This is a genomic window from Streptomyces sp. NPDC058685, assembly GCF_042714725.1.
Taxonomy (GTDB): domain Bacteria; phylum Actinomycetota; class Actinomycetes; order Streptomycetales; family Streptomycetaceae; genus Streptomyces.
On the sequence record NZ_JBHXSL010000002.1, the window covers coordinates 51,942 to 78,700 of the forward strand.

The window sequence follows — 26,759 nt, forward strand, 5'->3', positions numbered from 1 at the left end:
TCAACACGGTGACGCGGGCGCGGTCGACACGGTGACCGAGCGCGTGGTGAGGCGGTGACCGAGCGGGTGATGAGGCGGGCGCGTCAGCCGACGACCTGCCCGTTCAGGACCACCCGCCGCGGTGCCGCCAGCGCCCGCACGTCCGCCCGCGGATCCGTGTCGTACACGACGAGGTCCGCCGGAGCGCCCTCCTGGAGGGCCGGCCGGCCCAGCCACTCGCGGGCTCCCCACGCGGTCGCCGACAGGGCCTCCAGCGGCGGGATTCCGGCCCGTACGAGCTCGGCCACCTCCGCCGCCACCAGACCGTGGGCCAGCGAACCGCCCGCGTCCGTACCGACGAAGACCGGCACGCCCGCGTCGTACGCCGCGCGCACGGTGTCGTAGCGGCGCTCGTACAGCCGCCGCATATGGGCCGACCAGACGGGGAACTTGGACTCGCCGCCGTCCGCGAGCGCCGGGAACGTGGCGATGTTGACGAGGGTCGGGACGATGGCGACCCCGCGCTCCGCGAACAGCGGGATGGTGTCCTCGGTGAGTCCGGTGGCGTGCTCGATGCAGTCGATACCGGCCTCGACCAGGTCACGCAGCGCGTCCTCGGCGAAGCAGTGCGCGGTGACCCGCGCGCCCAGCCGGTGCGCCTCGGCGATGGCGGCCTCGACGGCACCGCGCGGCCAGCAGGCGGTCAGATCGCCCGCCTCCCGGTCGATCCAGTCGCCGACGAGCTTGACCCAGCCGTCGCTGCGCCGGGCCTCCGCGCCGACGTACGCCACCAGGTCCTCGGGCTCGATCTCATGCGCGAAGTTGCGGATGTAGCGGCGGGTACGGGCGATGTGCCGGCCCGCCCTGATGATCTTCGGCAGATCGTCGCGGTCGTCGATCCAGCGGGTGTCGGAGGGCGATCCCGCGTCCCGGATGAGCAGTGTGCCCGCCTCGCGGTCGGTGAGCGCCTGCTTCTCGCTGGTCGCCTCGTCCACCGCGCCGTGGTGGTCCAGCCCGACATGGCAGTGCGCGTCGACGAGGCCCGGGAGCACCCACCCCTCGACGGTCGTCGTCTCCCCGGACGGCCGGTCGTAGCTGACGCGCCCGTCGACGACCCACAGCTCGTCGCGGACGTCCTCCGGGCCGACGAGCACCCGCCCCTTCACATGCAGCGTCACGTGATCCCTCATGCCCAGCACTGTACGAGGGCGTCGGTAGGCTCGGCCGGGAGGACCGAGAACACCGCGACGAAGAAGGCACCACCGTGACGCACCCCCTGCTCGACCTGGCCCCGCTGACCGCCGCGCAGTTCGCCGGCATCGAACGGAGGGTCGCCGCGCTGCTCGGCACCGAGCAGGACGTGGTGATCATGCAGGGCGAGGCCCTGCTCCCACTGGAGGGGTGCATCCGCGGCGGCGCGCGGCCGGGTTCGACCGCGCTGAACGTGGTGACCGGGCCGTACGGACAGACCTTCGGCAACTGGCTGCGGGACTGCGGCGCGAACGTCGTCGACCTCGAGATCCCCTTCCACACGGCGGTCACCGCCGACCAGGTGGAACAGGCGCTGGCCGCGCACCCGGAGATCGACTTCGTCTCGCTGGTGCACGCGGAGGCGGCCACGGGCAACACCAACCCCGTCGCCCCGATCGGTGAGGTCGTCCGTGCTCACGGTGCGCTCTTCATGCTCGACGCCGTGGCGTCGGTGGCGGCCGAGCCGCTGCTGCCGGACGTCTGGGGCGTCGATCTGTGCGTGATCGGCGCCCAGAAGGCCATGGGCGGCCCCGCCGGGGTCTCGGCGGTGTCGGTGAGCGAGCGCGCCTGGGAGCGGATTTCGGCCAATCCCGCGGCGCCGCGGCGCTCGTACCTCTCGCTGCTGGACTGGAAGGAACGGTGGATCGACGGCGGCCGCACCGCGCTGCTGCACGCGCCGGCGCAGCTGGAGATGCTGGCGCTGGAGGCCTGTGTGGAGCGCATCGAGACGGAGGGTCTCGACGCGGTGACAGCCCGCCACGCCTCGGCCGCGGCGGCCACGCGCGCGGGTGTCACGGCCCTCGGCGGCGGCCTCGGGCCGTATGTGCACGAGGCGAGGGACGCGGCCCCGGTGGCGACGACGCTGCGCACCCCGCCCGGCGTGAACGCCTCCGAGCTGGTGGCCAGGGCACTGGCCGCCGACCCCTCCCTGCCGCTCATCGCCGGTGGCGGTGCGCTGTCGAAGGAGATGATCCGGGTGAACCACTACGGCGTGGACGCCACCCGTGGCGTGGTGCAGTCCTCCCTCGCGGCGCTGGGTGCCGCGCTCGCGGAGACGGGTGTGCGGGTGGACCTGGAGGCCGCTCGGAGCGCGGTCACCGAAGCCTGGCGCTGAGGCCATGCGGGGCCTGCCGTTGGGATCGTGCCCAGCTCGCGTGCCCACGCATCGACGTGCCCGGCGCCGGGATCTCTCCCGCGGGCCGGGCCCGCCTTTCCGGCAATTCTTCCGGAGAGTGAACGGCATTTCTCACTGCGTCGAAGTCCGCGTGAATAAACCAATTCCGTGAATTCTTTTACTGCTGGCGGCTTCCCGGCTTCTTCTGCCCCCGTTCGACGACCCTAAACGTCAGAGATCCATCAAGAATCCGACGCCTGATTCGAGCAGATCTCGGAGTCGTTACGGACGTGTGACCGACTCCACAGGGTGCCCGATTCGCCGCCTATTTGCGGGGCAGAACCACCCATACCGCCCCCTCGGCCCCCTCAGACTCGGGCACGCGCGATAACACATGAAGGGACTCCAGCCAACCCCTCCTGACAATGCATTTTTTGAATTTGCTCGGTAAATTGCATCGACATGACCGCCGCACAAGAAGACCTTGTACGAGCCACTTCCCCGAGCGAATTCACGGAGATCGACACCCCACGAGTGGAGGACGGAGCCGCGATCTGGCGCATTGCCCGCGACTCCGAGGTCCTGGACCTCAACTCCTCGTACAGCTACCTGCTGTGGTGTCGCGACTTCGCGGCCACATCGCTGGTGGCGCGTGACGCAGGCGGCGAGCCGATCGCCTTCGTCACCGGCTACGCGCGCCCCGACCGCCCCGAGACCCTGGTCGTCTGGCAGGTTGCCGTCGACCGGGAGCACCAGGGGCAGGGACTCGCGGGTGTGCTGCTGGACGCGCTGACCGTCAAGGTCACCGGCGACCGCGGCGTGACGCAGATGGAGACGACCATCACGCCGGACAACACGGCGTCCGACCGGTTGTTCACCTCGTACGCCAAGCGCCACGGCGCACAGCTCGAACGCGAAGTCCTCTTCGACGGCGATCTGTTCCCCGAGGGAACCCATCTGCCGGAAGTTCTGTACCGCATCGGCCCCATCTCCGCCTGATCCCCCACACTTCTGGAGACTGCTGTGACCATCACCCCGCCCGCCCTAAGTGTCTTCGAGACCCTGGAGTCGGAGGTGCGCAGCTACTGCCGCGGTTGGCCCGCAGTGTTCGACCGTGCGCAGGGCAGCTACCTCCACGACGAGGACGGCCACACCTACCTGGACTTCTTCGCCGGAGCAGGCTCGCTCAACTACGGACACAACAACCCGGTGCTGAAACGCGCGCTGATCGACTACATCGAGCGTGACGGCATCACCCACGGCCTGGACATGGCGACCGTGGCCAAACGAGCGTTCCTGGAGTCGTTCCAGAACGTGATCCTGCGGCCGCGCGATCTGCCGTACAAGGTCATGTTCCCCGGCCCGACCGGCACCAACGCGGTCGAGGCGGCCCTGAAGCTGGCCCGCAAGGTCAAGGGCCGCGAGTCGGTCGTCTCGTTCACCAACGCCTTCCACGGCATGTCGCTCGGCTCCCTGGCCGTCACCGGCAACGCCTTCAAGCGGGCCGGCGCCGGCATACCGCTGGTGCACGGCACGCCCATGCCGTTCGACAACTACTTCGACGGCCAGGTCCCCGACTTCCTGTGGTTCGAGCGACTGCTGGAGGACCAGGGCTCCGGGCTCAACAAGCCGGCCGCCGTGATCGTCGAGACCGTGCAGGGCGAGGGCGGCATCAACGTCGCCCGCGCCGAGTGGCTGCGTGCGCTCCAGGACCTGTGCCACCGCCAGGACATGCTGCTGATCGTCGACGACATCCAGATGGGCTGCGGCCGCACCGGCGGCTTCTTCTCCTTCGAGGAGGCCGGCATCACGCCGGACATCGTGACGCTGTCGAAGTCGATCAGCGGCTACGGACTGCCCATGTCGCTCTGCCTGTTCAAGCCGGAGCTGGACGTCTGGGAGCCCGGCGAGCACAACGGCACCTTCCGCGGCAACAACCCCGCGTTCGTCACCGCCGCCGCCGCGCTCGACACCTACTGGGCCGACGGCCAGATGGAGAAGCAGACCCTCGCCCGCGGCGAGCAGGTCGAGCAGGCGCTGCTGGCCATCGTCGCCGAGAGCGGCGACACCGGGCTCAGCTTCCGCGGACGCGGACTGGTCTGGGGCCTGGAGTTCACCGACAAGCCGCGCGCATCGGCCGTCTGCGCCCGCGCGTTCGAGCTGGGGCTGCTGCTGGAGACCTCCGGCCCGGAGAGCGAGGTGGTGAAGCTGCTTCCCGCGCTCACCGTCACGCCCGACGAGCTCGACGAGGGCCTGCGCATCCTGGCCCGCGCGGTCCGCGAGACCGCCTGACACCCGTACCTGAAGGAAAGGCATCAACTCACCGTGCTAGTCCGATCGTTCAAGGACATCGAGAACACCGATCGCCATGTGCGGTCCGCATCCGGCACCTGGGAGAGCAAGCGCATCGTGCTCGCCAAGGAGAAGGTCGGGTTCTCGCTCCACGAGACCGTGCTGTACGCGGGTACGGAGACGTCGATGTGGTACGCGAACCACATCGAGGCCGTGCTCTGCGTGGAGGGTGAGGCCGAACTCACCGACGACGAGACCGGCGAGACCCACTGGATCGAGCCCGGCACGATGTACCTGCTGGACGGGCACGAGCGCCACACGCTCCGTCCGAAAACCGATTTCCGCTGTGTCTGCGTCTTCAACCCCCCCGTCACCGGACGGGAGGACCACGACGAGAACGGCGTCTACCCGCTGCTCACCGAGGAGGGCTGAAGAATGACCACCGCCGCTGTACGCACCGATCTCTACCCGACCCGAGGCGTTGGCGAGGTGGTGACCCCCCGCCAGGACCCGGTCGTCTGGTCGCCGCCCGGCACTGGGGGGCCGATTGGCCAGAACGATCTGACGGGCTTCGAGCGCGACGGCTTCCTCACGGTCGAGGATCTGATCTCCGACGACGAGGTCGCGCTCTACCGTGCCGAGCTGGACCGGCTGATCGCCGACCCGGCCGTCCGCGCCGACGAGCGCTCGATCATCGAGCCGACGTCGCAGGACGTGCGCTCGGTCTTCGAGGTCCACAAGCTGAGCGAGATCTTCGCGTCGCTGGTGCGCGACGAGCGGGTGGTGGGCCGGGCCCGCCAGATCCTCGGCTCGGACGTGTACGTCCATCAGTCGCGGATCAATGTGAAGCCGGGCTTCGGCGCCTCGGGCTTCTACTGGCACTCGGACTTCGAGACCTGGCACGCCGAGGACGGACTGCCGAACATGCGCACCGTCTCGGTCTCGATCGCGCTGACCGAGAACCGTGACACCAACGGCGGGCTGATGATCATGCCCGGTTCGCACAAGTCGTTCCTGGGCTGTGCGGGCGAGACGCCTAAGGACAACTACAAGAAGTCGCTGCAGATGCAGGACGCCGGCACACCGTCGGACGCCGCGCTGACCCGGTTCGCGGACCGGCACGGCATCCGGCTGTTCACCGGCCGGGCCGGGTCGGCGACCTGGTTCGACTGCAACTGCATGCACGGCTCCGGCGACAACATCACGCCGTACGCCCGCAGCAACGTCTTCATCGTGTTCAACAGCGTGGAGAACGTGGCGGAGGAGCCGTTCGCCGCTCCGGTACCGCGTCCGGAGTTCATCGGGGCGCGGGACTTCACCCCCGTGCGCTGACGCCTCGTGCGCTGACACGCTTCGCGGCCCAGGGCCCGGCTCCCCTCCTCGTGAGGGGCGCCGGGCCCTGGGCCGTACTACTGCCTCACCGCGCCGAGGACTTACAGGGTGGGGTAGTCGGTGTACCCCTGGTCGCCGCCGCCGAAGAACGACGCGGTGTCCGGCGTGTTGTAGGGACCCTGGGTCCGCAGCCGGGCGGGCAGGTCCGGGTTGGCGAGGAACAGCGCGCCGAAGGCGAGGATGTCGGCGATCCCGTCCTCGACCAGCGGCAGGACACGGTGGTCGGTGGGGCCCTCCGTCACGGGGTTCAGGATGAACGTGCCGCTGAACTGCTTGCGCAGGGCGAGCGTCACGTCCCGGGCGCCCGCGTTGGTCTCGGTGATGTGCAGATAGCCGAGGCCCAGCGGCTCCAACTGCTCGACCAGCGCCGGGTAGAGGGCTTCGGTGTCGGTCTCCGCGATGTCGTTGTACACATTGCCGGGCGAGAGCCGCAGTCCGGTGCGCTCGGCGCCGATGGCCGCGGCGACGGCCTTGGTCACCTCCACCGCGAAGCGGATGCGGTTCTCCACCGGACCGCCCCACTCGTCGGTGCGCAGGTTGGTGTTGGGCGCGAGGAACTGGTGGATGAGGTAGCCGTTGGCGCCGTGCAGTTCGACGCCGTCGAAGCCGGCCGCGATCGCGTTGCGCGCTGCGGCGGCGAAGTCGTCCACGACTGAGCGGATCTCCTCGGCCGTCAGCTCGCGCGGGGCGAGGAAGTCCTTCGGGCCCTCGTGCGTGAAGAGCTGGCCGGCGGCCGCCACGGCGGACGGGGCCACGCTGCTCCGGCCGTCGGGGAAGAGCACCGGGTGGCCGATGCGTCCGGCGTGCATGATCTGGGCGAAGATCGTGCCGCCCTGGGCATGCACGGCATCGGTGACCCTGCGCCAGGCGGCGACCTGCTCGTCGCTGTGCAGCCCGGGGGTGTCGGGGTAGCCCTGTCCGGTCACGGACGGCTGGATGCCCTCGGTGATGATCAGCCCCGCGCCGGCGCGCTGGCTGTAGTACTCCACCGTGGAGTCGGTGACGGTGAGGCCCTCGCCGAACGCCCTGCTGCGGGTCATCGGCGCCATGGCGATGCGGTTGCCGAGCTGTGTACCGGACAGGTCGATCGGGTCGAAGACGGTGGTCATGGGGGGCTCCCGGAGAGTTATGTGGTCGGCCAAGTATCCGTGCCGGGAGCCACTGTAACTCATTAATTGGCCGACCAAGGTAAAGTTGTCCGCAAGACTGTCCCCGACGACAGCGCCTCGCCCGAGAAGGAGGGCCGATGATGTCCGAGACCGCGGCCGACCCCGCCTGTACGGTCCCGCTGCCGGGCTCCGCGCTCGGCGGTCCCGTCAGCCATGCCGTCTCCCGGGTCGCCCGGCTGCACCGCATGGCCGCGGGCAAGCTCCTCAAGGGCGCCGGCCTCTACCCGGGGCAGGAGTTCGTGATGATGCACCTGTGGGACGCCGGGCCGGTGCGTCAGTCCGAGCTGATCAAGGCCGTGGAACTCGATCCGTCCACCGTCACCAAGATGCTCCAGCGGCTGGAGCAGGCCGGGCACGTCCGCCGCTGTCCCGACCCCGCCGACCGGCGCGCCGTCCTGATCGAGGCCACCGCCGACAGCTGCGCGCTGCACTCCGCGGTGGAAGAGGCCTGGACGAACCTGGAGGAGCACACACTCCACGGGCTGAGCACCGACGAACGCACCGAACTGGTCCGGCTGCTGGCGAAGGTCGAGAAGAACCTCTGCGTACAGGCCGGGGACTGCCCCGACCGGACGGAGCACGCGGCCGAGCAGTCCCCCGCCCGGACCGAGGGCGCGGCCGAGCAGTCCCCCGCCGCTCAGCCGGCCCACGCCGTTCAGTAGGCCCCGCCGCTCAGCCGTCGAGCACGTCCAGCGCCCGGTCCACGTCGGCGGCCGAGTTGTAGAGGTGGAACGCGGCCCGGAGGTTCCCCGACCGGGCCGACACCACGACACCCGCGCGGGCGAGGTCGGCCACCCGGTCGTCGAGCCCCGGCACGGCGACGACGGCCGAATCGCCCGGCACGGCCTCGTACCCCAGCCGTGCCACCCCGTCACGGAACCGCCGGGCCAGCGCGGTGTCATGGGCGTGCACGGCGCCGATGCCGATCTCCTCCAGCAGCGCGAGCGACTGCTCGGCCGCGTGGTACGAGGGGAAGGCCGGCGGCTCGTCGAAGCGGCGGGCCGAGCGGGCCAGCTCCTCGACCGGGCCGTAGATCGACCCGTTCTCGTCCTCGGCGGCGAACGGCCCCGCGTGGATCGGCACCACCGACCGCTGCGCCTCCTCGCCCACGGTCAGGAACGAGACCCCGCGGGGGCACATCAGGAACTTGAAGGCGCCGGTGACGGTGAAGTCCCACGCGTCCGCGTCCGCGTCCAGCGGCAGCCAGCCCGCCGACTGGCTGGCGTCGAGGAGTGTCCGGGCCCCGTGCGCGGCCGCCGCGGCCCGGACCGCCTGCAGATCGGCGATCCGGCCGTCCGACGACTGCACGGAGGAGAGGGCGACCAGCGCCGTCCCGGGGCGCACCGCCTCCGCGAGGCCGTCCAGCGGCACGAAGCGCAGCTTGAGGTCGCCGCGCACCGCGAACGGGGTGATCACCGAGGAGTAGTCCCCCTCCGGGAAGAGGATCTCGGAGCCGGGCGCGAAGGACTGCGCGACGAGTCCGACGTGCACCGCGACCGAGCCGCCGACGGCCACCCGGGCCTCGTCCGTACCGGTCAGCCGGGCGAAGGACCGCCGGACGGCACCCACTCTCGGCCAGTCGCCCGCCCCGCCGGGCCGGCCGGCCGCGAGCTCCTCGGCCAGCGCCGTGAGGGCATCGACCGCTCGGCGGGGCAGCAGCCCGGCGCTACAGGTGTTGAGATACGTCTTGTCCGGCGCGAACGCGGCACCGCCCAGGGTCTCCATGAGATCACCCTGCGGTGCGGTCAACCGCAGGTCAACCGCGAATCGTTGAGGAGTACCCATCAGCGGTGCTTCATCGTCGGGCGCGCCGGACCCGGCCCGCGCGATCAGTGCCGCGGTACCTCGCAGGAGCCGTCGGTGTCGCACGCGGGCGCGTCGGCGCCGTCCATGGCGACGGGTGTCAGGGTCCGGCCCTGCCAGGCCTGCTCCAGCGCCTGGGTGAACAGCTCGGCCGGCTGACCGCCGGAGATGCCGTAGCGCCGGTCGAGGACGAAGAAGGGCACGCCGTTCGCGCCGAGCTCCGCGGCCTCGCGCTCGTCGGTCCGTACGTCGTCGGCGTACGCGTCCTCGTCGGTGAGCACCGCTCGGGCCTCGTCCGCGTCCAGTCCGGCCTCGACCGCGAGCTCCACCAGCACCTCGGCGTCGAAGACCGAGCGCTCCTCGGCGAAGTTGGCACGGTAGGCGAGGTCGAGCAGTTCGTCCTGGCGGCCGCGGGCCTTGGCGAGGTGCAGCAGGCGGTGGATGTCGAAGGTGCTGCCGTGGTCGCGGCCCTCGGTGCGGTAGCCGAGGCCCTCGGAGCGGGCGTTGGAGGCGACGTGCTCCTCCATGGCCTGTGCCTCCTCGCGGCTGCGCCCGTACTTCAGGGCCAGCATGTCGACGACGGGCGCGGTGTCCCCCTTGGCGCGGCCCGGATCGAGTTCGAAGGACCGGTGCACGACCTCGACCTGGTCACGGTGGGCGAAGTCCGCGAGCCCCTTCTCGAAGCGCGCCTTGCCGATGTAGCACCACGGGCAGGCGATGTCGCTCCAGATCTCGACGCGCATGCTGATTCTCTCCAGGGTCCGAACGGTACGGAGGCCACCTCCGCTCCGACGTGAACACCCGGGCCACCCGGCTCATTCCGCGGCGCCCGGCACGGTGAGCCGCATCACCAGATGATTGCCCGAGAGCGGCTCGTCCGGGTCGGGGGTCCAGCCGTGTGCGGTGTAGAAGTCCTGGGCGCGCCGGTTGTGCTCGAAGACCTCCAGCCGGGCGGTGGCCACGCCCGCGCCGCGCCAGCCCTCCACGCACGCCCGGTGCAGCGCGGTGCCGATACCGGCGCGCCAGAGAGCGGGGTCGACATGGAGCTGGGTGAGCGTCATGACGCCGTCGATCGCACGGGAGGCCGCGACGCCCGCGAGGGCCCCGTCCTGTTCCGCGCAGAGCACCGCACCGCGCTCGATGGCCGCCGCCCAGCCCGCGCGGGTGCGCGCGTGCTCGGCGGGGCTGTCGAAGGCCTCGTCCGGTATGTGCCCGCGGTAGTACGTGGCACGGGCCTCGGCGTGCAGGGCGGTGATGGCGTCGAGGTCTTCGGGAACGGCTGGTCTGATCATGGTGCGAGGGACGCGCGCGGCGGGCTCCGCGGTTGCCGGTCCGGGTCAGGAACCGTCGCGCAGCCCGTCCGGCCAGCCCTCGCGGAACTCGATCTCGTCGTAGGTCACCACGCACCCCTCGCCGACCGGCGACTGGGCGAGGAACCCGACGAGCGCGGCGCCGGCCTGTTCCTCGGTGCCGAGCGTGAAGATCCGGACGAAGGTCCAGCGCTTGCCGTCCGTCGACGCGTGGAAGGCGAAGGCTTTGCCCGTACGGCTGATCCGCAGCCAGACGCTGTCGCCGTCCACCTCGAAGGAGTTGGCGTCGTCGGAGTAGCCGCGGGTCACCACCGTGCAGATGGTGGGCCTGTCCGGGGAGAGTTCCAGACAGAGCTTGGCCCACTCCCGCTCACCGACGTGCAGATAGAGCACACCGGCGTCGAAGGCGGCGGCGAATCCGACCGTGACGCGGGCGATCAGCTGGAAGTCCCCCTCCGGCGAGCCGAGCAGACGCGGCGCGTCGGAGGCGGGGTCCAGCGAGTCGCCCGCGGGTGGCACGAAACGATCCTGCCGGGCTCCCGCCCAGCCGGTGAGCACCCCTTTCTCGTACGACCAGTTGGCGTCGGGGCCGTAGGGGCGCAGAGGGAAGGGGAGTTCGGGCAGCTCGATGGAGTCGGTCACCCGCTCAGCTTGCGGGAGTCTCGCGGCGTCCGTCCACCCGACGCGGCAGACCGAGCGGGTTACCGTCCCGCAACTCCGGCGGAAGGAGAGCCTCCGGGGTCGTCTGGTAGGTGACCGGCCGCAGCCAGCGCTCGATCGCGGTGGCGCCGACCGAGGTGGAGGTGGAGGTGGTCGCCGGGTAGGGGCCGCCGTGGTGCTGGGCGGGGGCGACGGCCACACCGGTCGGCCAGCCGTCCACCAGCACCCGGCCCGCGAGCGGGGTGAGTTCGGCGAGCAGCTCCGCGCCGCGGCCCTCCCCCGCGGCCTCGGCGGCCGACAGGTGCAGGGTGGCGGTGAGATTGCCGGGCAGGCGTCCGAGCACGGCGGTGATCTCGTCGTCCGTCTCGTACCGCGCCACCACGGTGACCGGGCCGAAGCACTCCTCCAGGAGCAGATCGTGCGGGCCGTCGGCGGTGAGCAGCCGCGCCGGCAGGGACAGGAAGCCGGCGCTCACCGTGTGATCGCCGCCGGACCCGGGGGTGATCGGGGCCTCGACGAACGGCAGGTCCGCCCGTTCCCGTACGCCCTCGACGAAGGCGCCGCGCATCCGGTGGTCGAGCATCACGCCGGGCTCGGTCTCGCTGACCGCGTCCGTGAGCGACTTCAGCATCCGGTCGCCCGCGTCGCCGGCCGGGGCCAGGACGAAGCCGGGCTTGGTGCAGAACTGCCCCTCCCCGAGGGTCATGGAGCCCGCGAGTCCGGAGCCGATCTGCTCGGCGCGCTCGGCGGCGGCCCCCTCGGTGACCACCACCGGGTTGAGCGAGCCCAGTTCGCCGTGGAAGGGGATGGGGGCGGGGCGTGCCGCGGCGGCGTCGAAGAGGGCGCGCCCGCCGCGTACGGAACCGGTGAAGCCGGCCGCGGCGACCAGCGGGTGCCGCACGAGTTCGACGCCGGCCTCGAAGCCGTGCACGAGGCTCAGCACGTCCTCGGGCAGGCCGACCTGCTTCGCGGCCCTGCGCAGCACGGACGCGCACAGCTCGGCGGTCGCCGGGTGGTCGGGGTGGGCCTTGACGACGACCGGGCAGCCCGCGGCCAGCGCGCTGGCGGTGTCGCCGCCGGGCACGGAGAAGGCGAGCGGGAAGTTGCTGGCGGAATAGACGGCGACGACACCGAGGGGGATCTTGTAGCGGCGCAGGTCGGGCCACGGCGGGGTGCGGTTCGCGTCCGCGTGGTCGATGTGGATGTCAAGATACGCGCCCTCGTCGACGACCTCGGCGAACGCCCGCAACTGCGCCGTGGTGCGCGCGAGTTCACCGGTGAGACGGGTGGGGCCGAGCGCGGTCTCGGCGTCCGCCGCCTCGATGACGTGCTCGCGGGCCTCGTCGAGCAGGTCGGCGGCGGTGCGGAGCAGACGCGCACGTACACTCCGGTCGGCGAGGGCGGGGCGGGCGGCGTGGGCGGAACGGACCACGCGGTCGATCTCCTCGGCCGTCGACTCCACCGCAACCTGCTCCCGCGGGTTCCCGGTTCGGGGGTCGACACTCCAGACTGGTGCTGCTGCCACCGCGGCTTCCTTCCCGGTCTTCTTGCCACCCACCAGGAGTTGTTCGGTATTCTGAACAGCGTTCCCGATGGTGAATGTGTGGGGACTCTATTTCCGGGCGTTCTGCGCGGTCAAGAAGGAGCGAGAGCAATGTCGACGGCGGATTCTGGTGGGGCACAGGTCAAGTCCGCGGTGCGGACGGTGGAACTGCTCGAGTATTTCGCCGGACGCCCCGGCATGCATTCCCTGGCCGCGGTCCAGGAGGCCGTCGGCTACCCCAAGTCCAGCCTCTACATGCTGCTGCGCACCCTGGTCGAGCTCGGCTGGGTGGAGACGGACGCCACCGGCACGCGCTACGGCATCGGCGTCCGCGCCCTGCTGGTCGGCACCTCCTACATCGACGGCGACGAGGTCGTGGCCGCCGCCCGGCCGACGCTGGACCGGCTCTCCGACGACACCACCGAGACCATCCACCTCGCCCGCCTCGACGGGACGAACGTCGTCTACCTCGCCACCCGGCAGTCGCAGCACTATCTGCGCCCCTTCACCCGTGTCGGCCGCAGGCTGCCGGCCCACTCCACCTCGCTGGGCAAGGCGCTGCTCGCCACCCACAGCGACGAGCAGGTCCGCAAGATGCTCCCGGAGACCCTGTCGTCCCTGACCGAGCACACCCTCACCGACCGCGAGAAGCTCATCGAGGAACTGCACCTCATCCGCGAGCAGGGCTACGCCGTGGACCGCGAGGAGAACACCCTCGGGCTGCGCTGTTTCGGCATCGCGATCCCCTACCGCACACCGGCCCGTGACGCGATCAGCTGCTCGGTCCCGGTGGCCCGGCTCACCCCCGCCCACGAGCAGATGATCAAGGACGCGCTGTTCGACGCGCGCGACCGCCTCACGCTCGCGACGCGCAGGCTCTGACGACGCGGCTCACGCCCCCGACGCACGAACGCCGGCGGCCCGCTCCCGGCACGCGGCCGGGACGGTCCGGCTCACGCCCCCGACGCACGATCGCTGACGGCCCGCCTCACCTACCGACGCCGGCGGCCCGCCTCCGCCGCGCGGCGGAGGCGGTTCCTCACCACGCACGACGTGCGCACGGTCACGGCCCGGGAGCGTGGAGCCATGACCCGGACACCCCTCGCCCCCGCGCCTCCCGCCGCGATACAGCCGTCACGCGCCGCCGCCGTCCTGCGCGCCGCGGCGATCGTCGCCTGCGTCCCGTACGTCACCCTGAAGACCGCGTGGATGGCGGGCAGCACCATCGGCATACCCGAGGGGAGCGTCCTGCTGGGGAACCGCGCGACGCTGGGGCTCGCCAACGGCGTCACCGTCCTGATGGACTCGGCCGTCGTGGTCCTCGCACTGCTGCTCACCCGGCCGTGGGGGATGCGGGTGCGGACCTGGCTGCTCGCCCTCCCCCTCTGGGTCGCCACCGGGCTGCTCTCACCGATCATGGCCGGCTACCCGCTCCAGCTGCTCGTCTCCGCCGTCGGCGGGACGACGTCCGCGGACACGGCCGCCGAGCCGTTCCTCGACGACTGGGTCTTCGGCGTCGTCTACAGCGGCTTCATCCTCCAGGGCCTCGCCCTCGGCGCGCTCTTCGTCCGCTACGCCCGCCGTCGCTGGGCCGCGCTGTGGCAGGGCAGGCTGCGCGCCCTGCCGGCCTCACCCTCCGCCGGTAGGGCGGCCGTTGCGGGCGCCTTCGCCGCGCTGCTGCCGGCCGTCATGCATCTGCTGTGGATGTGCGGTGCGACGCTCGGCCTCTCGGCCCGCAGGATCGACGAGCGCGCCGCCGACTTCCACGTACTGGAGGGCGTACGTCTTGCCTTCGTCCTCACCGCCGTCGCCGGGACCCTTCTCCTCGCCTTCGGCCACCGGCGCGCATCCTCGCTGCCCGTGAAGGTCCCGCTCGGGGCGGCCTGGGTCGGCTCCGGCGCCCTCGCCGCCTGGGGCGGCTGGCTGCTCATCGCCTCGCTGATGCCGCAGGACGACCGGTTCAACCGCACCACCGGGCTGCTCCCTCTGACCTACGCTGTCGAGATGATCGCGGGCGTCCTCCTCATCGGCGCCGTCGTCTCCCGACTGCGGCGGCGCGGCGCGTGACAGGGCGTGCGGCAGCCCTGCTCCGGGCCTGGACCAGGGCGCTGTTCGGGTCCCGGGCCAGACTGCGCTGGCTGCATCTCGTCCTGGGCGGCGCGCTGTTGATGCCGTACTGGCTCGTCGGCACCGTGGTGATCGGCCCGGTCGTCGGCTCCGACAATGCCTTCGGCGGCTCGCTGCCCCACCAGTTCGGGGCGTACGCGGTCGCGCTGCCGATCGCCGCGCTGACCGCGCTGTTCCCGCCGGCCAGACCGCTGTCGGTGGCGGCGGCGAGGGCGCTGTGCGGGGTGCCGGGGCAACTGCTCGCGGACGGACCGGCGCACTCGCGGGCGGCACGGGGACGGACCTCGGCCTGGTTCACGCTCCATATCGGGCTCGGGGGTCTGATCAGCGGGGCCTCGCTCGCGCTGCCGCCGTTCGCGGTGACGCTGATGCTGCTGCCGCTCTCCGGTGCGGTGCGCGAGTGGGTCCGCGCGCCGGACTACCCCGCCTGGCAGCTCGCCCTGTTCCCGATCGCCGGGATCGCGATGCTCGTGGCGCTCGCGGCCTGCGTCGCGGCGGCCGGCGCGCTGCTGGCCCGCCAGGCACCCCTGCTCCTCGGCCCCACCCCCGCCGACCGGCTCGCCGCCGCCGAGCGCCGCGCCACCGAGCTGGCCGAGCGCAACCGTCTCGCCCGCGAACTGCACGACTCCGTGGGCCATGCGCTCAGCGCGGTGACCCTGCAGGCCGGCGCGGCGCGCAAGGTCCTGGACACCGATGTGGAATTCGTCCGCGAGGCGCTGGCCGCGATCGAGGAGACCACCCGGCGTACGGTCGGCGAACTCGACTCCGTCCTCGGCCTGTTGCGCCGGGGGGAGCAGGACCAGGCAGACGAGGCCGCCGAGGGCACAGTGGCCACCGGTCCCGTACTCGACGCTCTGGACGGGCTGATATCGCGCAGCGGGGTGCCCGTCTCGCTGACCGCGGAGGGGGACCGGGCTGCCGTGCCCCCGTCCGTCTCGCGTGAGGCGTACCGGATCGTCCAGGAAGGGCTCAGCAACGCCCTGCGCCATGCGGGGGCGCGCCCGGTTTCGCTGTGGATCGCCGTACGCGGCGAGGAGTTGGAGATCACGATGGAGAACCCGCTGCCCTCCAGGGCCGCGACGGTGCGCCCGGGAGGCGGCCGTGGTGTGCGCGGCATCGCCGAGCGTGCGGCGCTGCTGGGCGGGGACGCCCACGCCGGACCGCACGGCGACGTGTGGCGGCTGCACGCCCGGCTGCCGCTGGGCGGTGCCCGGTGAGCGCGGTGCGGGTCGTCCTCGCGGACGACGAACGCATGGTCCGCACCGCGCTGCGGGTCATCCTGGACGCCGAGCCCGGTCTGGAGGTGGTCGGCGAGGCGGCGACCGGCGCCGAGGCGGTGTCGGTGGTGCGTGAGCTGCGGCCCGACGTGGTCCTGATGGATGTGCGGATGCCGGAGATCGACGGCATCCGGGCGACCGAGCAGATCCTCGCCACCCTCGCGGACCCGCCGCGGATCGTCGTGGTGACGACGTTCGAGAACGACTCCTATGTGTACGACGCGCTGCGCGCCGGCGCCGCGGGCTTTCTGCTCAAGCGGGCCAGGGCGGAGGAGCTGGTGCAGGCGGTGCGGCTGGTCGCGCGCAGCGACTCGCTCCTCTTCCCGGCCGCGGTGCGCTCGCTCGCGGCCGAGTACGCCCGGCAGAGGACCGCCGCTCCCCCGCCGTGGGCGCAGCGGCTGACCGATCGGGAGGCCGAGGTCCTGCGGCTGATGGCGACGGGGCTGACGAACGCGGAGATCGCCGGGCGGATGGGCGTGGGACCGGCGACGACGAAGACGCATGTGGCCTCCGTGCTGGCGAAGACGGGGGCGCGGGACCGCACCCAGGCGGTGATCGCGGCGTACGAGTCGGGGTTCGTCTCGCCGCGCTGAGGGCCCGCACGGGGAGCTCGCGTCAGGGGCCCCGCTGAGCGCCGACGCCCCGCCGGGGAGATGAGTAAATCCTGAGAAAAGGGGGCACGGGGGAACGCCCCGCCCCGTTCCACTCGTCCCTTGCATGGGATGAACAAGACGATCAGGAACGCCGCCGCCTTCAGTCTGCTGCTGGTGCTCGCCCTGCTGGTGCGGGTCACCTGGGTGCAGGCGTACGAGGCCAAGGCACTCGCGGACAACGACCACAACCGACGGAAGATCATCGCGCAGTACGCGCAGCCGCTCGGCGACATCATCGTGGCCGGATCACCGGTCACCGGTTCCCAGCGGACCGCCGGCAGTGATCTGGCGTACAAGCGCACCTACACCGACGGCTCGCTGTACTCGGCCGTCACCGGCTACAGCTCGCAGGCGTACGGAGCCACCCAGCTCGAGGGCATCCACAGCACGATCCTCGACGGCACCGACACCCGGCTGAAGAACCCCGTGGACGCGCTCACCGGCAAGCAGCAGAAGCCGGGCGACGTGCTGACCACGATCGATCCGGCGGTGCAGAAGGCGGCCTCGAAGGCGCTCGGCGACACCAAGGGCGCGGCGGTCGCGATCGACCCGAAGACGGGCGCCATCCTCGGGATGGTGAGCACGCCCTCGTACGACCCCTCGTCGATCTCCGGGACGTCGGACTCGGCCGCCTGGAAGAAGCTGCTCGACGACCCGGACAAGCCCCTGGTCAACCGGGCGCTTCGGCAGCCGCTGCCGCCCGGCTCGACGTTCAAGCTGGTCGTCGCCGCGGCCGCGCTGGAGGACGGTCTGTACGGCTCGGTGGACGAGAGGACCGAGAGCCCCGACCCGTACACCCTCCCCGGTACGACGACGGTCCTGAAGAACGAGAACGCCTCCGCGCCCTGCGAGAACGCCACCATCCGCACGGCGCTCCAGTACTCCTGCAACAACGTCTTCGCCAAGCTGGCGGCGGACCTGGGCCAGGACAAGGTCCGGGAGACGGCGGAGAAGTTCGGCTTCAACGACAAGCAGCAGGACGTCCCGGTGCGGGCCTACCCGAGCGTCTACCCGAGCGGCATGGACAAGGCGCAGACGGCGCTGTCGGGCATCGGCCAGTTCGACGTGACGGCGACCCCGCTGCAGATGGCCATGGTCTCGGCCGCGATCGCCAACGGCGGGGTCATGGAGTCCCCGCACATGGTCTCGAAGACCGTGGACGGCGACGGCAACACCCTGGACTCGTACGAGGACGGGTCGTCGGAGCGGATCGTCTCGGAGTCGGTCGCCGAGGAGCTGCGCAGCGCGATGGTCACGGTCGTGGACGAGGGCACCGGCACCAACGCGCGGATCGACGGCGCCGAGGTCGGCGGCAAGACGGGCACGGCGCAGCACGGCGAGAACAACAGCAAGACGCCGTACGCGTGGTTCACGTCGTACGCCAAGAGCTCCGACAGCGGGAAGGAGGTCGCGGTGGCGGTCCTCATCGAGGACTCGGGCGCGGCCCGCTCGGAGGTCAGCGGCAACGGCCTGGCGGCGCCGATCGCACAGAAGATGATGAAGGCGGCGCTGAGGTAGCGGTGTCGGCACGGGGCCGCCGGACATCGCCGGCGGCCCCGTTGATCAGCTGCGTGATCGGCCGGACCCCCATGCCGCGAGCGGCACTAGTGCCTCGACAGGGCGAAGCTTGCCGCGAGCAGCACTAGACGAGCCACCAGCCCTGGTTGGAGCCCCCGTTGCGCTCCCACATGATGAGCTGCGTGCCCCAGACGCCGGTGCCTCCCGGTACGTCGATCACGTGGCCGGAGGGGTCGTTCACAATGGGGTTGGCGCCCGTGCCTCCGCTGAAGACCTGGTTCCACTTGCTGTTGCAGTGCCACAGGATCAGCTTGGCGCCCGCGCGGGTGTCGTCGTGCCGGTCCAGGCACAGACCGTTCGCGGAGTTGACGATCGTCTGTCGCCCCCGGGAGTCGGTGCTCGTGTACCAGTGCTGGTTCGCGCCTCCGTTGCACTCCCACTGGATCACCGCGGCACCGGGCCCCGCGGCACCGCTGCCGTCCATGCAGAGCCGGGTGGCGGCGTTCATGAGCCGTCCGCTGAAGGTGACCGCGGACGCCGGCTGCCCGGTCACGAGGCTGCCGCCGATCAGCGCCAGGGTTGCGGCGGCCACCGCTGTCGTGCGTCTGACCGCCTTCTTCGATGTGAACCTTGCCGTCATGTTTCCCCCCAAGAGACAGCCGCGTCCCCCCGGGACACGGCAGTGGTCAAGATCAATGATAACTGCGCGTCAGGAGACGGCACACAGCGCCATGATCACGCGGTGCGCGACGACCCGTTCCCGGCGAGGACGTGCCGTCCTGACATCCGGCCGGCCCATGCCGTCCTTCGCGAGGGACGCTGTCCGGCTCACAGCAGCGCCCTCAGCTTCTCGACGCTGCGGTTGCCCTCCCGGCGCACTCCCACGGGGATCAACGCGGCGCGGGACGGCAGTCGTACGCCCCCGGTGAACGCCACCCGTGTACCGCCGCCTTCGGGAGTCGCCGCGACGCCGATCAGCAGGAAGCGGCTCTGCAGCCAGCACCAGCCCGGTCGTTGCACACCGCGCAGCCGGGCCCGCATGCCGAACCTGCTGCGGGCCAGCGCCTCGACACGTTCCCCCTGTCGGCTCACGAGGCGCAGCCGCTCCATGTCCGTCACGACCTGCCCGAATCCGCCCTCCAGATCGCCCAGCCGGGACCAGACCCGCTCGAAGGGGGCGTCGACGTATGCCTCGGTCACCTCGGCGCCGCGGATGCCCGCGGCCAGAGCGTGCAGGCGGCGTACCGGGTCGAGGTCGGTGGTCGGCCAGCGTTCGTTCATGACGTCCACGCCTTCCGGAAGGTGTCGCGGGCACGGTGCAGCCGCGACTTGACGGTGCCCGTGCGCACACCGAGCAGGGCCGCTGCGGTGCGCTCGTCCAGGCCCTCCACGTCACGCAGCATCAGCACCGCGCGGTGTTCCGGGGAGAGCCGGTCCAGTACGTCCCTGATGTCGGCGGAGAGTTGGGGGTCGCCTCGGGCCGGGAGCGCGCTGAGATCGGCCGGTACGGCACGGGCGGAGCGGTGGGCGGTGCGGACCGCCTCGCGCACGGCGATCGTCCGGACCCACCCGTGCAGGGCGGCCGGGTCCTTCAGGGTGCGCAGCGACCGGAAGACCGCCACCAGGGCCTCCTGCGCCGCGTCCGCCCCCTGGTCCAGGGCGATGGGCGCGCAGACGCGTCCCACGTACGGTGCGAGGAGGTCCAGGAGTTCGGCCATGGCGAGGGTGTCGCCGCGCTGGGCGGCTCGCACGAGCCGGGCCGTCGGGTCGTCCGGCCGCTCAACGGGCACGGGCCGCGTCCTTCCACCACGCCACGCGCAGAGCTGCGCAGGCCAGGAGGGCGCACAGCGGGGTGTAGAGCGCGAGGTTGAGCCGGTGGAAGACGGTGCCGGTCTCCTCGGCGAACAGCCAGTAGATCCCCGCGAGGGCCCGCAGCGAGAGGCCCGCGGCCACGGCGAGGGTGCCGAGACGGAGGACCGGATGGCCGGGGCGGCGGAAGTGGGCGACGACGAGGGCGGCCGCGGTGAGGAGGAGGGCGACCAGAGGGAGCAGGACCGGCGGGGTGAACGGCACGTCCGTACCGAGAACCGCTCGGGACAGGCTCCTTTCGTCGGTCGCCGGCCAGGTCGCGCCCGTCGCCCAGTACAGGTGGAGCAGGGCGTCCACGGTGAGCACCGAGACGACGAGCACGGTTGCGCGGGTGGGCGGAGCGGTGGTGCTGAGCCGGTACGACATGGGTCCTCCTGCGGCGACTCGGAAATCCGTCACCCTCCAGAGGAGCCGTCCGCGCGAAACGTTCCGTCGGGGTGGGCGCATTCTTCCCCGAGCGCGCCCACCCGGCCAAAGGCTAGGAGACTCCGAGGAGTTGCTCGATCGGGTCGATGGCGAAGTACACCGCGAACAGCGCCGCCGTGCCCCACAGCAGCCAGTGCACCTCGCGTGCCTTGCCGAGCACCGCCTTGATGACGACGTAGGCGATGAAGCCCGCGCCGATGCCGTTGGTGATGGAGTACGTGAACGGCATGACCGCGATCGTCAGGAACGCGGGGATGGCGATCTCGTACCGCTCCCAGTCGATGTGCCGTACCTGGGCCATCAGCAGGAAGCCGACGGCGACCAGCGCCGGGGCGGCCGCCTGGGCGGGGACGACGGTCAGCAGCGGGGTGAGGAAGAGCGCCAGTCCGAAGAGGGCGCCGGTGACCACGGAGGCGAGCCCGGTACGGGCGCCCTCGCCCACGCCGGCGGCCGATTCGATGTACGAGGTGTTGGAGGAGGCGGACGCGGCCCCGCCTGCGGCCGCCGCGGCGCCGTCGATCAGCAGGACCCGGCCGAGGTTCGGGACCTTGCCGTCCTCGTCCAGCAGACCCGCCTCGCTGGAGATACCGACGACCGTGCCCATGGTGTCGAAGAAGTCGCTGAGGATCAGGGTGAAGACCAGCAGCACCAGCGTGATGACGCCGATCTGCTCGAACGCGCCGAAGAGGCTGAAGGCGCCGACGAGTCCGAAGTCGGGCGCGGCCACGACGTCGTCGGGCACGGCCGGCACGGTCAGCCCCCAGGCGAGCCGGTCGACGGTGGCGAGTTCGTTGATGACGATCGCGAGGACGGTCGTCACGACGATGGAGATGAGGATCGTGCCCTTCACCTTGCGCGCCATCAGCGCGACGGTGAGCAGCACCCCGAAGCAGAAGACGAGCACGGGCCAGCCGGAGAGCTGACCGCTGCCGCCGAGCTGCACCGGCACGGTGCCCTCGTCGCCGGAGATGCGGGTGACGAATCCGGCGTCGACGAACCCGATGAAGGCGATGAAGAGCCCGATGCCCACGCTGATCGCCTGCTTCAGCGAGGACGGTATGGCGTGCATGATCGCCTCGCGCAGTCCGGTGACCACCAGGACGCAGATGAGGATGCCTTCGAGCACCACGAGACCCATCGCGTCGGGCCAGCTCATCAGCGGGGCTATCTGGAAGGCGACGACGGCGTTGAGCCCGAGCCCGGCGGCGACGGCGAGCGGCAGATTCCCGCCGAGGCCCATGATCGCGGTCATCACGGCCGCCACCAGCGCGGTGGACGTGGCCAGTTCGGCCGCGGAGAGCTGGTGGCCGAACTTGTCCTCGGCGCTGCCGAGGATGATCGGGTTGAGTACGAGGATGTAGGCCATCGTGAAGAACGTGGCGAAGCCGCCACGGATCTCCCGCGCATAGGTCGAGCCTCGTGCGCTGATGCGGAAATACTGGTCGACCTGTGCGGACATGGCTCTCCTCGGGGACGGTCCGGCCGGTGAAGACAGCTGGGATTGTGCCCCTCGGGCGAGCGTTTTCAGGTCAACGGTGTGTAACGTCCGCCCACCGCTTGAGCGTCGCGACCGCGGCCGCCTCCTGGTCCGCGGGCAGATCCGTGAGCTGCGCCGTGTGGTTGGTGCCGGGAGCCACGAAGCGGTACGAGTCGTGGCGGCTCGGCGTGAACTGCTCGGCGCTCCAGGGGTCGTTCTCGCCGTAGACGAACATCATCCGCCGGCCGCTGGTCCGCACCCAGCGATCCACGTCGGCCATGGGCCCGTTGTCGTACGCGCCGCGCATCGCGGCCGGGAGCACCGAGTCGGGCCGGTAGAGCCCGGGGTGGCGGCGGACCCCGCGCAGATGCGCGAACGCCAGGTCCGCCCAGCCCAGTTGGGTGGCGGCCTGCCGGTAGTAGGGGCCCGAGCCGTTGGTGCCGAGGTTCTCGTCCTTGTAGACGTGCAGACCGTGCTTCTTCGACCAGTCGTAGAGCTCGTCGTCGTCGGCGGTCCGCGCGTCGGGGACGTCCGGGCAGTCGTCGGCGCTGCCACCCTGCCAGAAGTTCCAGACCTGGTCGAGCACGGCGAACTCGTAGGCGCGGTCCGTGGTGCCGAGGGTCTCCTCGAAGGTGTCGCCGTTCTCCCGGGCGTCCGCCTCGAACATCGGCAGCAGCCGCTCGCGCCGGACCAGCATCTCGCGCTGCACGGCGTCGAGCGCGCGGCGGCACTCGGCCGTGCCGACGGTCGCGAAGAAGCGGTCGTAGGCGCTGTCGTCCGCGTTGTCGGCGTCGTTCGGTGCGACGAAGGCGACGACGGCGTCGAGATCGCCGGGGTAGTACCGCTCGTGATAGGTCGCCGCCATACCGCCTTTGCTCGCCCCCGTGCCCAGCCACCGGCCGCGTTCGATGACGCGCAGCGCCTGCGTCACCCGGTGCTCGTCACTCGCCTCCTGCCAGACGGTGAGCTCGGACCAGTCGTCCGCGGCCGCGCCCGCGGGCCGGGAGGGGCCGAAGTAGCGGTGTTCCACGGACACCTGATTGGCGTCGAGCACCGTGGTGACCTGGGCGGTCCCGGAGGCCAGGGTGTAGCCGCCGGTGTGCAGCACCGTGGGCCGGTCGGTCGCCTTGTGCCAGAGGGTGAGCCGCTGGGTGAAGCTGCCGCGCTGGGGCCGGCGGTGGTCGACGGGCTGGGCGTAGGTGAGGGTGTAGTGCGGGTGGCCCTGCTTCTCCCCCACCGCGACGACCGTCATACCGGGGATGCGCTCCAGCTGCCCGCGGATGTCTTCGGAGTGGGCCCGCGCGCTCGCCTCCCCGGTGAACTGCGCCGTGACCAGGATCAGTACGGCGCCCAGAAGTGCGGCGAGCCTCGTGGAACGCAACGGCGGTACCCCTTGAGTACGACGACGGGCAGGCCGCATCGTACGACGGACACCCGCCGGGCCCGCGGCTCAACCCGCGTACGGGTCCGGGTTCCTGCCCGGCCGGGCGAGGAAGGCGAAGTCGCAGCCGGTGTCGGCCTGCGTGATCTGCTCGCCGTAGAGCGCGCCGTACCCCCGTTCGTATCGCTCGGGCGGTGGTGTCCAGGCCGCCCGCCGCTCGGCGAGCTCCGCGTCCGGCACCTCCAGCCGCAGGGTCCGGGCCGCGACGTCCAGCGTGATCGGATCGCCGCTGCGGACCAGGGCCAGCGGGCCCCCGATGTGCGACTCGGGGGCGATGTGGAGGACGCAGGTGCCGTAACTCGTGCCGCTCATCCGGGCGTCGGAGATCCGGACCATGTCGCGTACGCCCTGCCGCAGCAGATGGCCGGGCAGCGGCAGCATGCCGTACTCGGGCATGCCGGGGCCGCCTCGGGGGCCCGCGCCCTGGAGCACCAGCACATGGTCGGCGGTGATGCCGAGTGCCGGGTCGTCGATGGTGCGCTGCATGGTCCGGTAGTCGGGGAAGACGACGGCGGGGCCGGTGTGCCTCAGCAGCCGGGGATCGGCGGCGATGTGCTTGATGACGGCGCCGTCGGGGCAGAGGTTGCCGCGCAGCACCGCGACCCCGCCCTCGTCGGCCAGCGGGTTGTCCCGGGGTCGGATGACGTCGGGGTTGTGGACGAGCGCCCCGGCGAGCTGTTCGCGCAGGGTGGGGTGGGCGACGGTGGGCCGGTCCAGATGCAGGACGTCGGTGAGCCGGCTGAGGAAGGCGGGGAGTCCGCCCGCGAAGTGGAAGTCCTCCATCAGATACCGGCCGCCGGGGCGGACGTTCGCCAGCACCGGGACCGTGCGGGCGATGCGGTCGAAGTCGTCGAGCGTGAGCGCGACACCGGAGCGGCCGGCCATCGCGATCAGATGGATGACGGCGTTGGTGGAGCCGCCGAGCGCGAGCACGGTGGCGACGGCGTCCTCGTATGCCTCGCGGGTGAGGATGCGCGACAGCCTGAGGTCCTGGCGTACGAGGTCGACGATCCGTCGGCCGGACGCGGCGGCCATCCGCTCGTGCCCGGAGTCGACGGCCGGGACGGACGAGGCACCGGGGACGGTCACGCCGAGGGCCTCGGCGGCGGCGGTCAGCGTGGAGGCGGTGCCCATGGTCATACAGGTGCCGGGCGAACGGGCCAGACCGTTCTCCAGCTCCGCCAGTTCGGCGTCACCGATCAGTCCGGCGCGCCTGTCGTCCCAGTACTTCCACATGTCCGTGCCGCTGCCGAGCACTTCGTTGCGCCAGTGGCCCGGGAGCATGGGCCCGGCGGGGACGAAGACGGCGGGCAGGTCGGCGCTGGCCGCGCCCATCAGCAGGGCGGGTGTGGACTTGTCGCAGCCGCCCATCAGCACCGCGCCGTCGACGGGATAGGAGCGCAGCAGCTCCTCCGTCTCCATCGCCAGCAGGTTGCGGTAGAGCATGGGGGTGGGCTTCTGGAAGGTCTCCGAGAGCGTGGAGACCGGGAATTCGAGCGGGAAGCCGCCGGCCTGCCAGACCCCGCGCTTGACGGCCTGGGCGCGGTCGCGCAGATGGACGTGGCAGGGGTTGATGTCGGACCAGGTGTTGAGGACCGCGATGACCGGCTTGCCGAGGTGTTCCTCGGGGAGATAGCCGAGCTGCCGGGTCCGGGCACGGTGACTGAACGAGCGGAGCCCCTCCGTGCCGTACCACTGGTGACTGCGCAGCTGTTCGGGACTCCGGTCGGTCATACGAACCGGTCCCGGACGAGATCCGCGACCACGGCACGCTGCTCCCCCGCCAGGACGCTGCTGGGCGGACGCACGTCACGGCGGCACAGGCCGAGCGCGGCAAGAGCTTCCTTGACGACGCTCACGTTGTCCGCCGACTGGTGGGCGGCGCGCAGTTCCTCGAAGGGCCTGATCCGCTCCCAGATCTCCATGCCGTCCGCGTACCGGCCCTCGCGCAGGGCGTCCCGCAGGGCGAGGGAGATCTCCGGGGCGACGTTGACGAGTCCGGAGGTGAAGCCGGTGGCACCGCCGGCCCAGTACGAGGGTGCGTGGAGTTCGGCGAGCCCGGCGACCCAGACGAAACGGTCGAGGCCGGCGTCACGGGCGAAGGCGGCGAAGGCGGCGGCGTCGTGGACCGCGTATTTCACGCCGACGACATTGGGGCACAGCCGTCCGAGTTCGGCCTGCGTGCCGCCGGTGAGGTGCGCGTTGCGGATGTACGGGACGACACCCAGCTCCGGTACGGCGTCGGCGATCGCGCGGTGGTAGTCGATCCAGCCGTCCTGGGAGACGTATGGATGGACCGGCTGGTGCACCATCACCAGCCCGGCCCCGGCGTCCGCCGCGTGCCGGGCGGCCGCGACGGCGGCCGGTACCTCGTGTCCGACGCCCGCGACGACCGTGGCCGCCCCGTCCGCCTCCTCGACGGTCACCTCGACGGCCCGGCGGCGCTCGTCGGGGGTCAGGGCGTAGAACTCGCCGGTATTGCCGTTGGGCGTGAGTGTGGTGACCCCGGCGTCGATCATCCTGCGCAGCAGGGCGCGTTGGGCCTTCTCGTCGACCGTGCCGTCCTCGGCGAACGGGGTCACGGGGATGGCCACGACATCGGCGAGCGCGGCGCGCAGGACGGTGAGGCGTTCCTCGGTCATCGGTGGTCCTCCTCGGGGGAGCGCGGCTCTGCGGAGCCCTGCTGGGGAAAGGCGCGGCGGAGGAAGGCGGCGACGTGGTCGTACAGGGCGTGGGCCGCCCCCTCCGCGTCACCGTCCAGCGCGAGCCGCAGGATCTCCCGGTGCTCGGCCGCCTCCCGCTCCCACGACGGATCGGCGGCCCAGGCGACGGCCGAGACGAGCGCGGCCTGGTCGCGCACGTCGTCGAGCATCCTGACCAGCATCGGATTGCCGCAGGACAGATACAGCGCGCGGTGGAACTCCCGGTTGGCCAGGGAGCGTTCCGCGCGGTCGGCGGCGGCGTCGGCCTTCGCCAGCGCCTCGCCCGCGGCGTCCAGAGGGGCCGAGCGGCGGACCGACCGGCGCACTGCCTCCGGTTCGAGCAGCAGCCGCACGTCGTACACCTCGTGCGCCATGGCGGTGTCCACCGTGCGCACGGTGACGCCCTTGTACTGGCTCATCACCACCAGGCCGGTGCCGGCGAGCGTCTTGAGCGCCTCGCGCACCGGTGTCTTCGACACCCCGAACTGCGCGGCCAGTTCGCTCTCGACGAGCGCCTGCCCGGACCGCAGCCGGCCGGTGAGGATCGCGTGCTTGACGGTGTCGAGCACGTACTGCGTGCGGGAGGGGATGGAGGCCGGAGCAAAGGACATCGACGGCTCGCGTTCTGCTGGTCATATATGAGATACGACGTACGGCGCTGTTGAGCTTGTCCGCGGACCGCGTCCCGCGTCAAGACCCACGACGAGGACCGCATGGCCCGGCCGGACACGACGTAGGGCATCTGCCCGATCCGCC

At 71.5% G+C, this 26,759-nt stretch carries 27 protein-coding genes; 11 read left to right on the plus strand and 16 right to left on the minus strand.

Annotated features, from left to right (window positions below):
* Positions 1 to 83 precede the first annotated feature (83 nt).
* On the minus strand, positions 84 to 1,169 hold the full coding sequence (locus ACFWU3_RS01985; RefSeq protein WP_384429726.1) for an amidohydrolase family protein: 1,086 nt from the start codon (positions 1,167 to 1,169) through the stop codon (positions 84 to 86).
* Between the two features lie 74 nt (positions 1,170 to 1,243).
* Here ACFWU3_RS01985 and ACFWU3_RS01990 point away from each other — a divergent pair, with 74 nt between their 5' ends.
* The 5 genes from ACFWU3_RS01990 (at position 1,244) to thpD (ending at position 5,968) form a co-directional block, all read left to right on the plus strand.
* Positions 1,244 to 2,344, plus strand: a complete 1,101-nt coding sequence (locus ACFWU3_RS01990) for a pyridoxal-phosphate-dependent aminotransferase family protein (RefSeq protein WP_384429729.1) — start codon at positions 1,244 to 1,246, stop codon at positions 2,342 to 2,344.
* Between the two features lie 462 nt (positions 2,345 to 2,806).
* Positions 2,807 to 3,343 (plus strand): diaminobutyrate acetyltransferase, encoded by a 537-nt coding sequence (gene ectA, locus ACFWU3_RS01995; protein WP_313947083.1) that lies wholly within the window; start codon positions 2,807 to 2,809, stop codon positions 3,341 to 3,343.
* 24 nt (positions 3,344 to 3,367) lie between these two features.
* On the plus strand, positions 3,368 to 4,636 hold the full coding sequence (ectB, locus tag ACFWU3_RS02000; protein WP_327684907.1) for a diaminobutyrate--2-oxoglutarate transaminase: 1,269 nt from the start codon (positions 3,368 to 3,370) through the stop codon (positions 4,634 to 4,636).
* Between the two features lie 33 nt (positions 4,637 to 4,669).
* Positions 4,670 to 5,068: an ectoine synthase gene (locus tag ACFWU3_RS02005; protein ID WP_313947081.1), complete on the plus strand. Its 399-nt coding sequence runs from the start codon at positions 4,670 to 4,672 to the stop codon at positions 5,066 to 5,068.
* A gap of 3 nt (positions 5,069 to 5,071) precedes the next feature.
* On the plus strand, positions 5,072 to 5,968 hold the full coding sequence (thpD, locus tag ACFWU3_RS02010) for an ectoine hydroxylase (RefSeq protein WP_384429733.1): 897 nt from the start codon (positions 5,072 to 5,074) through the stop codon (positions 5,966 to 5,968).
* Between the two features lie 101 nt (positions 5,969 to 6,069).
* Here the strand turns inward: thpD and ACFWU3_RS02015 are convergent, their stop codons facing one another.
* Positions 6,070 to 7,137, minus strand: a complete 1,068-nt coding sequence (locus ACFWU3_RS02015) for an alkene reductase (protein ID WP_384429736.1) — start codon at positions 7,135 to 7,137, stop codon at positions 6,070 to 6,072.
* Between the two features lie 137 nt (positions 7,138 to 7,274).
* On the opposite strand from ACFWU3_RS02015, the gene ACFWU3_RS02020 reads away from it, so the two are divergent.
* Positions 7,275 to 7,859, plus strand: coding sequence for a MarR family winged helix-turn-helix transcriptional regulator (locus ACFWU3_RS02020; RefSeq protein ID WP_384429740.1), 585 nt, complete (start codon positions 7,275 to 7,277; stop codon positions 7,857 to 7,859).
* A 10-nt stretch (positions 7,860 to 7,869) separates the two neighbouring features.
* Here ACFWU3_RS02020 and ACFWU3_RS02025 read toward each other — a convergent pair whose 3' ends face one another.
* From ACFWU3_RS02025 to ACFWU3_RS02045, 5 genes are all read right to left on the minus strand, one after another.
* On the minus strand, positions 7,870 to 8,922 hold the full coding sequence (locus ACFWU3_RS02025) for an aminotransferase class V-fold PLP-dependent enzyme (protein WP_384429743.1): 1,053 nt from the start codon (positions 8,920 to 8,922) through the stop codon (positions 7,870 to 7,872).
* Positions 8,923 to 9,026: 104 nt separating this feature from the next.
* On the minus strand, positions 9,027 to 9,743 hold the full coding sequence (locus tag ACFWU3_RS02030; RefSeq protein WP_384429746.1) for a DsbA family oxidoreductase: 717 nt from the start codon (positions 9,741 to 9,743) through the stop codon (positions 9,027 to 9,029).
* A gap of 72 nt (positions 9,744 to 9,815) precedes the next feature.
* Positions 9,816 to 10,292: a GNAT family N-acetyltransferase gene (locus ACFWU3_RS02035; protein WP_384429749.1), complete on the minus strand. Its 477-nt coding sequence runs from the start codon at positions 10,290 to 10,292 to the stop codon at positions 9,816 to 9,818.
* A 45-nt stretch (positions 10,293 to 10,337) separates the two neighbouring features.
* Positions 10,338 to 10,952, minus strand: coding sequence for a DUF1349 domain-containing protein (locus tag ACFWU3_RS02040; RefSeq protein WP_384429752.1), 615 nt, complete (start codon positions 10,950 to 10,952; stop codon positions 10,338 to 10,340).
* A 4-nt stretch (positions 10,953 to 10,956) separates the two neighbouring features.
* Complete coding sequence (locus ACFWU3_RS02045; protein WP_384429755.1) at positions 10,957 to 12,495, minus strand: aldehyde dehydrogenase (NADP(+)); 1,539 nt, start codon at positions 12,493 to 12,495, stop codon at positions 10,957 to 10,959.
* A gap of 129 nt (positions 12,496 to 12,624) precedes the next feature.
* Between ACFWU3_RS02045 and ACFWU3_RS02050 the strand changes: the two genes are divergently transcribed.
* The 5 genes from ACFWU3_RS02050 to ACFWU3_RS02070 all read left to right on the plus strand — a co-directional run bounded on the left by ACFWU3_RS02050 (position 12,625) and on the right by ACFWU3_RS02070 (position 18,088).
* Positions 12,625 to 13,395, plus strand: a complete 771-nt coding sequence (locus ACFWU3_RS02050; protein WP_313947072.1) for an IclR family transcriptional regulator — start codon at positions 12,625 to 12,627, stop codon at positions 13,393 to 13,395.
* Between the two features lie 204 nt (positions 13,396 to 13,599).
* The gene (locus ACFWU3_RS02055) at positions 13,600 to 14,580 is read left to right on the plus strand and encodes a hypothetical protein (protein ID WP_384429759.1); all 981 of its coding nucleotides are present in this window, start codon (positions 13,600 to 13,602) and stop codon (positions 14,578 to 14,580) included.
* A complete protein-coding gene (locus ACFWU3_RS02060) occupies positions 14,577 to 15,857 on the plus strand; it encodes a sensor histidine kinase (protein ID WP_384429762.1) in 1,281 nt (426 codons plus the stop codon). Before ACFWU3_RS02055 ends, ACFWU3_RS02060 begins: the two co-directional genes overlap by 4 nt.
* A gap of 35 nt (positions 15,858 to 15,892) precedes the next feature.
* Complete coding sequence (locus ACFWU3_RS02065) at positions 15,893 to 16,510, plus strand: response regulator (protein WP_384430250.1); 618 nt, start codon at positions 15,893 to 15,895, stop codon at positions 16,508 to 16,510.
* 129 nt (positions 16,511 to 16,639) lie between these two features.
* The gene (locus tag ACFWU3_RS02070) at positions 16,640 to 18,088 is read left to right on the plus strand and encodes a peptidoglycan D,D-transpeptidase FtsI family protein (protein WP_384429765.1); all 1,449 of its coding nucleotides are present in this window, start codon (positions 16,640 to 16,642) and stop codon (positions 18,086 to 18,088) included.
* Positions 18,089 to 18,212: 124 nt separating this feature from the next.
* On the opposite strand, the gene ACFWU3_RS02075 is transcribed toward ACFWU3_RS02070, so the two are convergent.
* From ACFWU3_RS02075 to ACFWU3_RS02115, 9 genes are all read right to left on the minus strand, one after another.
* Positions 18,213 to 18,728 carry an RICIN domain-containing protein gene (locus ACFWU3_RS02075; RefSeq protein ID WP_384429768.1) on the minus strand — a complete coding sequence of 172 codons (516 nt, stop codon included), beginning with the start codon at positions 18,726 to 18,728 and terminating at the stop codon, positions 18,213 to 18,215.
* A 188-nt stretch (positions 18,729 to 18,916) separates the two neighbouring features.
* On the minus strand, positions 18,917 to 19,369 hold the full coding sequence (locus ACFWU3_RS02080; protein ID WP_384429771.1) for a hypothetical protein: 453 nt from the start codon (positions 19,367 to 19,369) through the stop codon (positions 18,917 to 18,919).
* Positions 19,366 to 19,878 carry an RNA polymerase sigma factor gene (locus ACFWU3_RS02085; RefSeq protein WP_384429774.1) on the minus strand — a complete coding sequence of 171 codons (513 nt, stop codon included), beginning with the start codon at positions 19,876 to 19,878 and terminating at the stop codon, positions 19,366 to 19,368. The genes ACFWU3_RS02080 and ACFWU3_RS02085 overlap by 4 nt, the downstream gene beginning before the upstream one ends.
* A complete protein-coding gene (locus ACFWU3_RS02090) occupies positions 19,868 to 20,323 on the minus strand; it encodes a DUF3995 domain-containing protein (RefSeq protein ID WP_384429777.1) in 456 nt (151 codons plus the stop codon). The genes ACFWU3_RS02085 and ACFWU3_RS02090 overlap by 11 nt, the downstream gene beginning before the upstream one ends.
* Before the next feature lie 112 nt (positions 20,324 to 20,435).
* Complete coding sequence (locus ACFWU3_RS02095; protein WP_384429780.1) at positions 20,436 to 21,842, minus strand: NCS2 family permease; 1,407 nt, start codon at positions 21,840 to 21,842, stop codon at positions 20,436 to 20,438.
* A gap of 70 nt (positions 21,843 to 21,912) precedes the next feature.
* Entirely contained in the window at positions 21,913 to 23,241 is a 1,329-nt protein-coding gene (locus tag ACFWU3_RS02100; RefSeq protein WP_384429783.1) for a S28 family serine protease, read from the minus strand.
* Positions 23,242 to 23,310: 69 nt separating this feature from the next.
* Positions 23,311 to 25,035: an L-arabinonate dehydratase gene (araD, locus tag ACFWU3_RS02105; protein WP_384429786.1), complete on the minus strand. Its 1,725-nt coding sequence runs from the start codon at positions 25,033 to 25,035 to the stop codon at positions 23,311 to 23,313.
* On the minus strand, positions 25,032 to 25,943 hold the full coding sequence (locus tag ACFWU3_RS02110; protein WP_384429789.1) for a dihydrodipicolinate synthase family protein: 912 nt from the start codon (positions 25,941 to 25,943) through the stop codon (positions 25,032 to 25,034). The genes araD and ACFWU3_RS02110 overlap by 4 nt, the downstream gene beginning before the upstream one ends.
* Positions 25,940 to 26,614, minus strand: a complete 675-nt coding sequence (locus ACFWU3_RS02115) for a GntR family transcriptional regulator (RefSeq protein WP_384429792.1) — start codon at positions 26,612 to 26,614, stop codon at positions 25,940 to 25,942. Before ACFWU3_RS02115 ends, ACFWU3_RS02110 begins: the two co-directional genes overlap by 4 nt.
* Between the last annotated feature and the right edge of the window lie 145 nt (positions 26,615 to 26,759).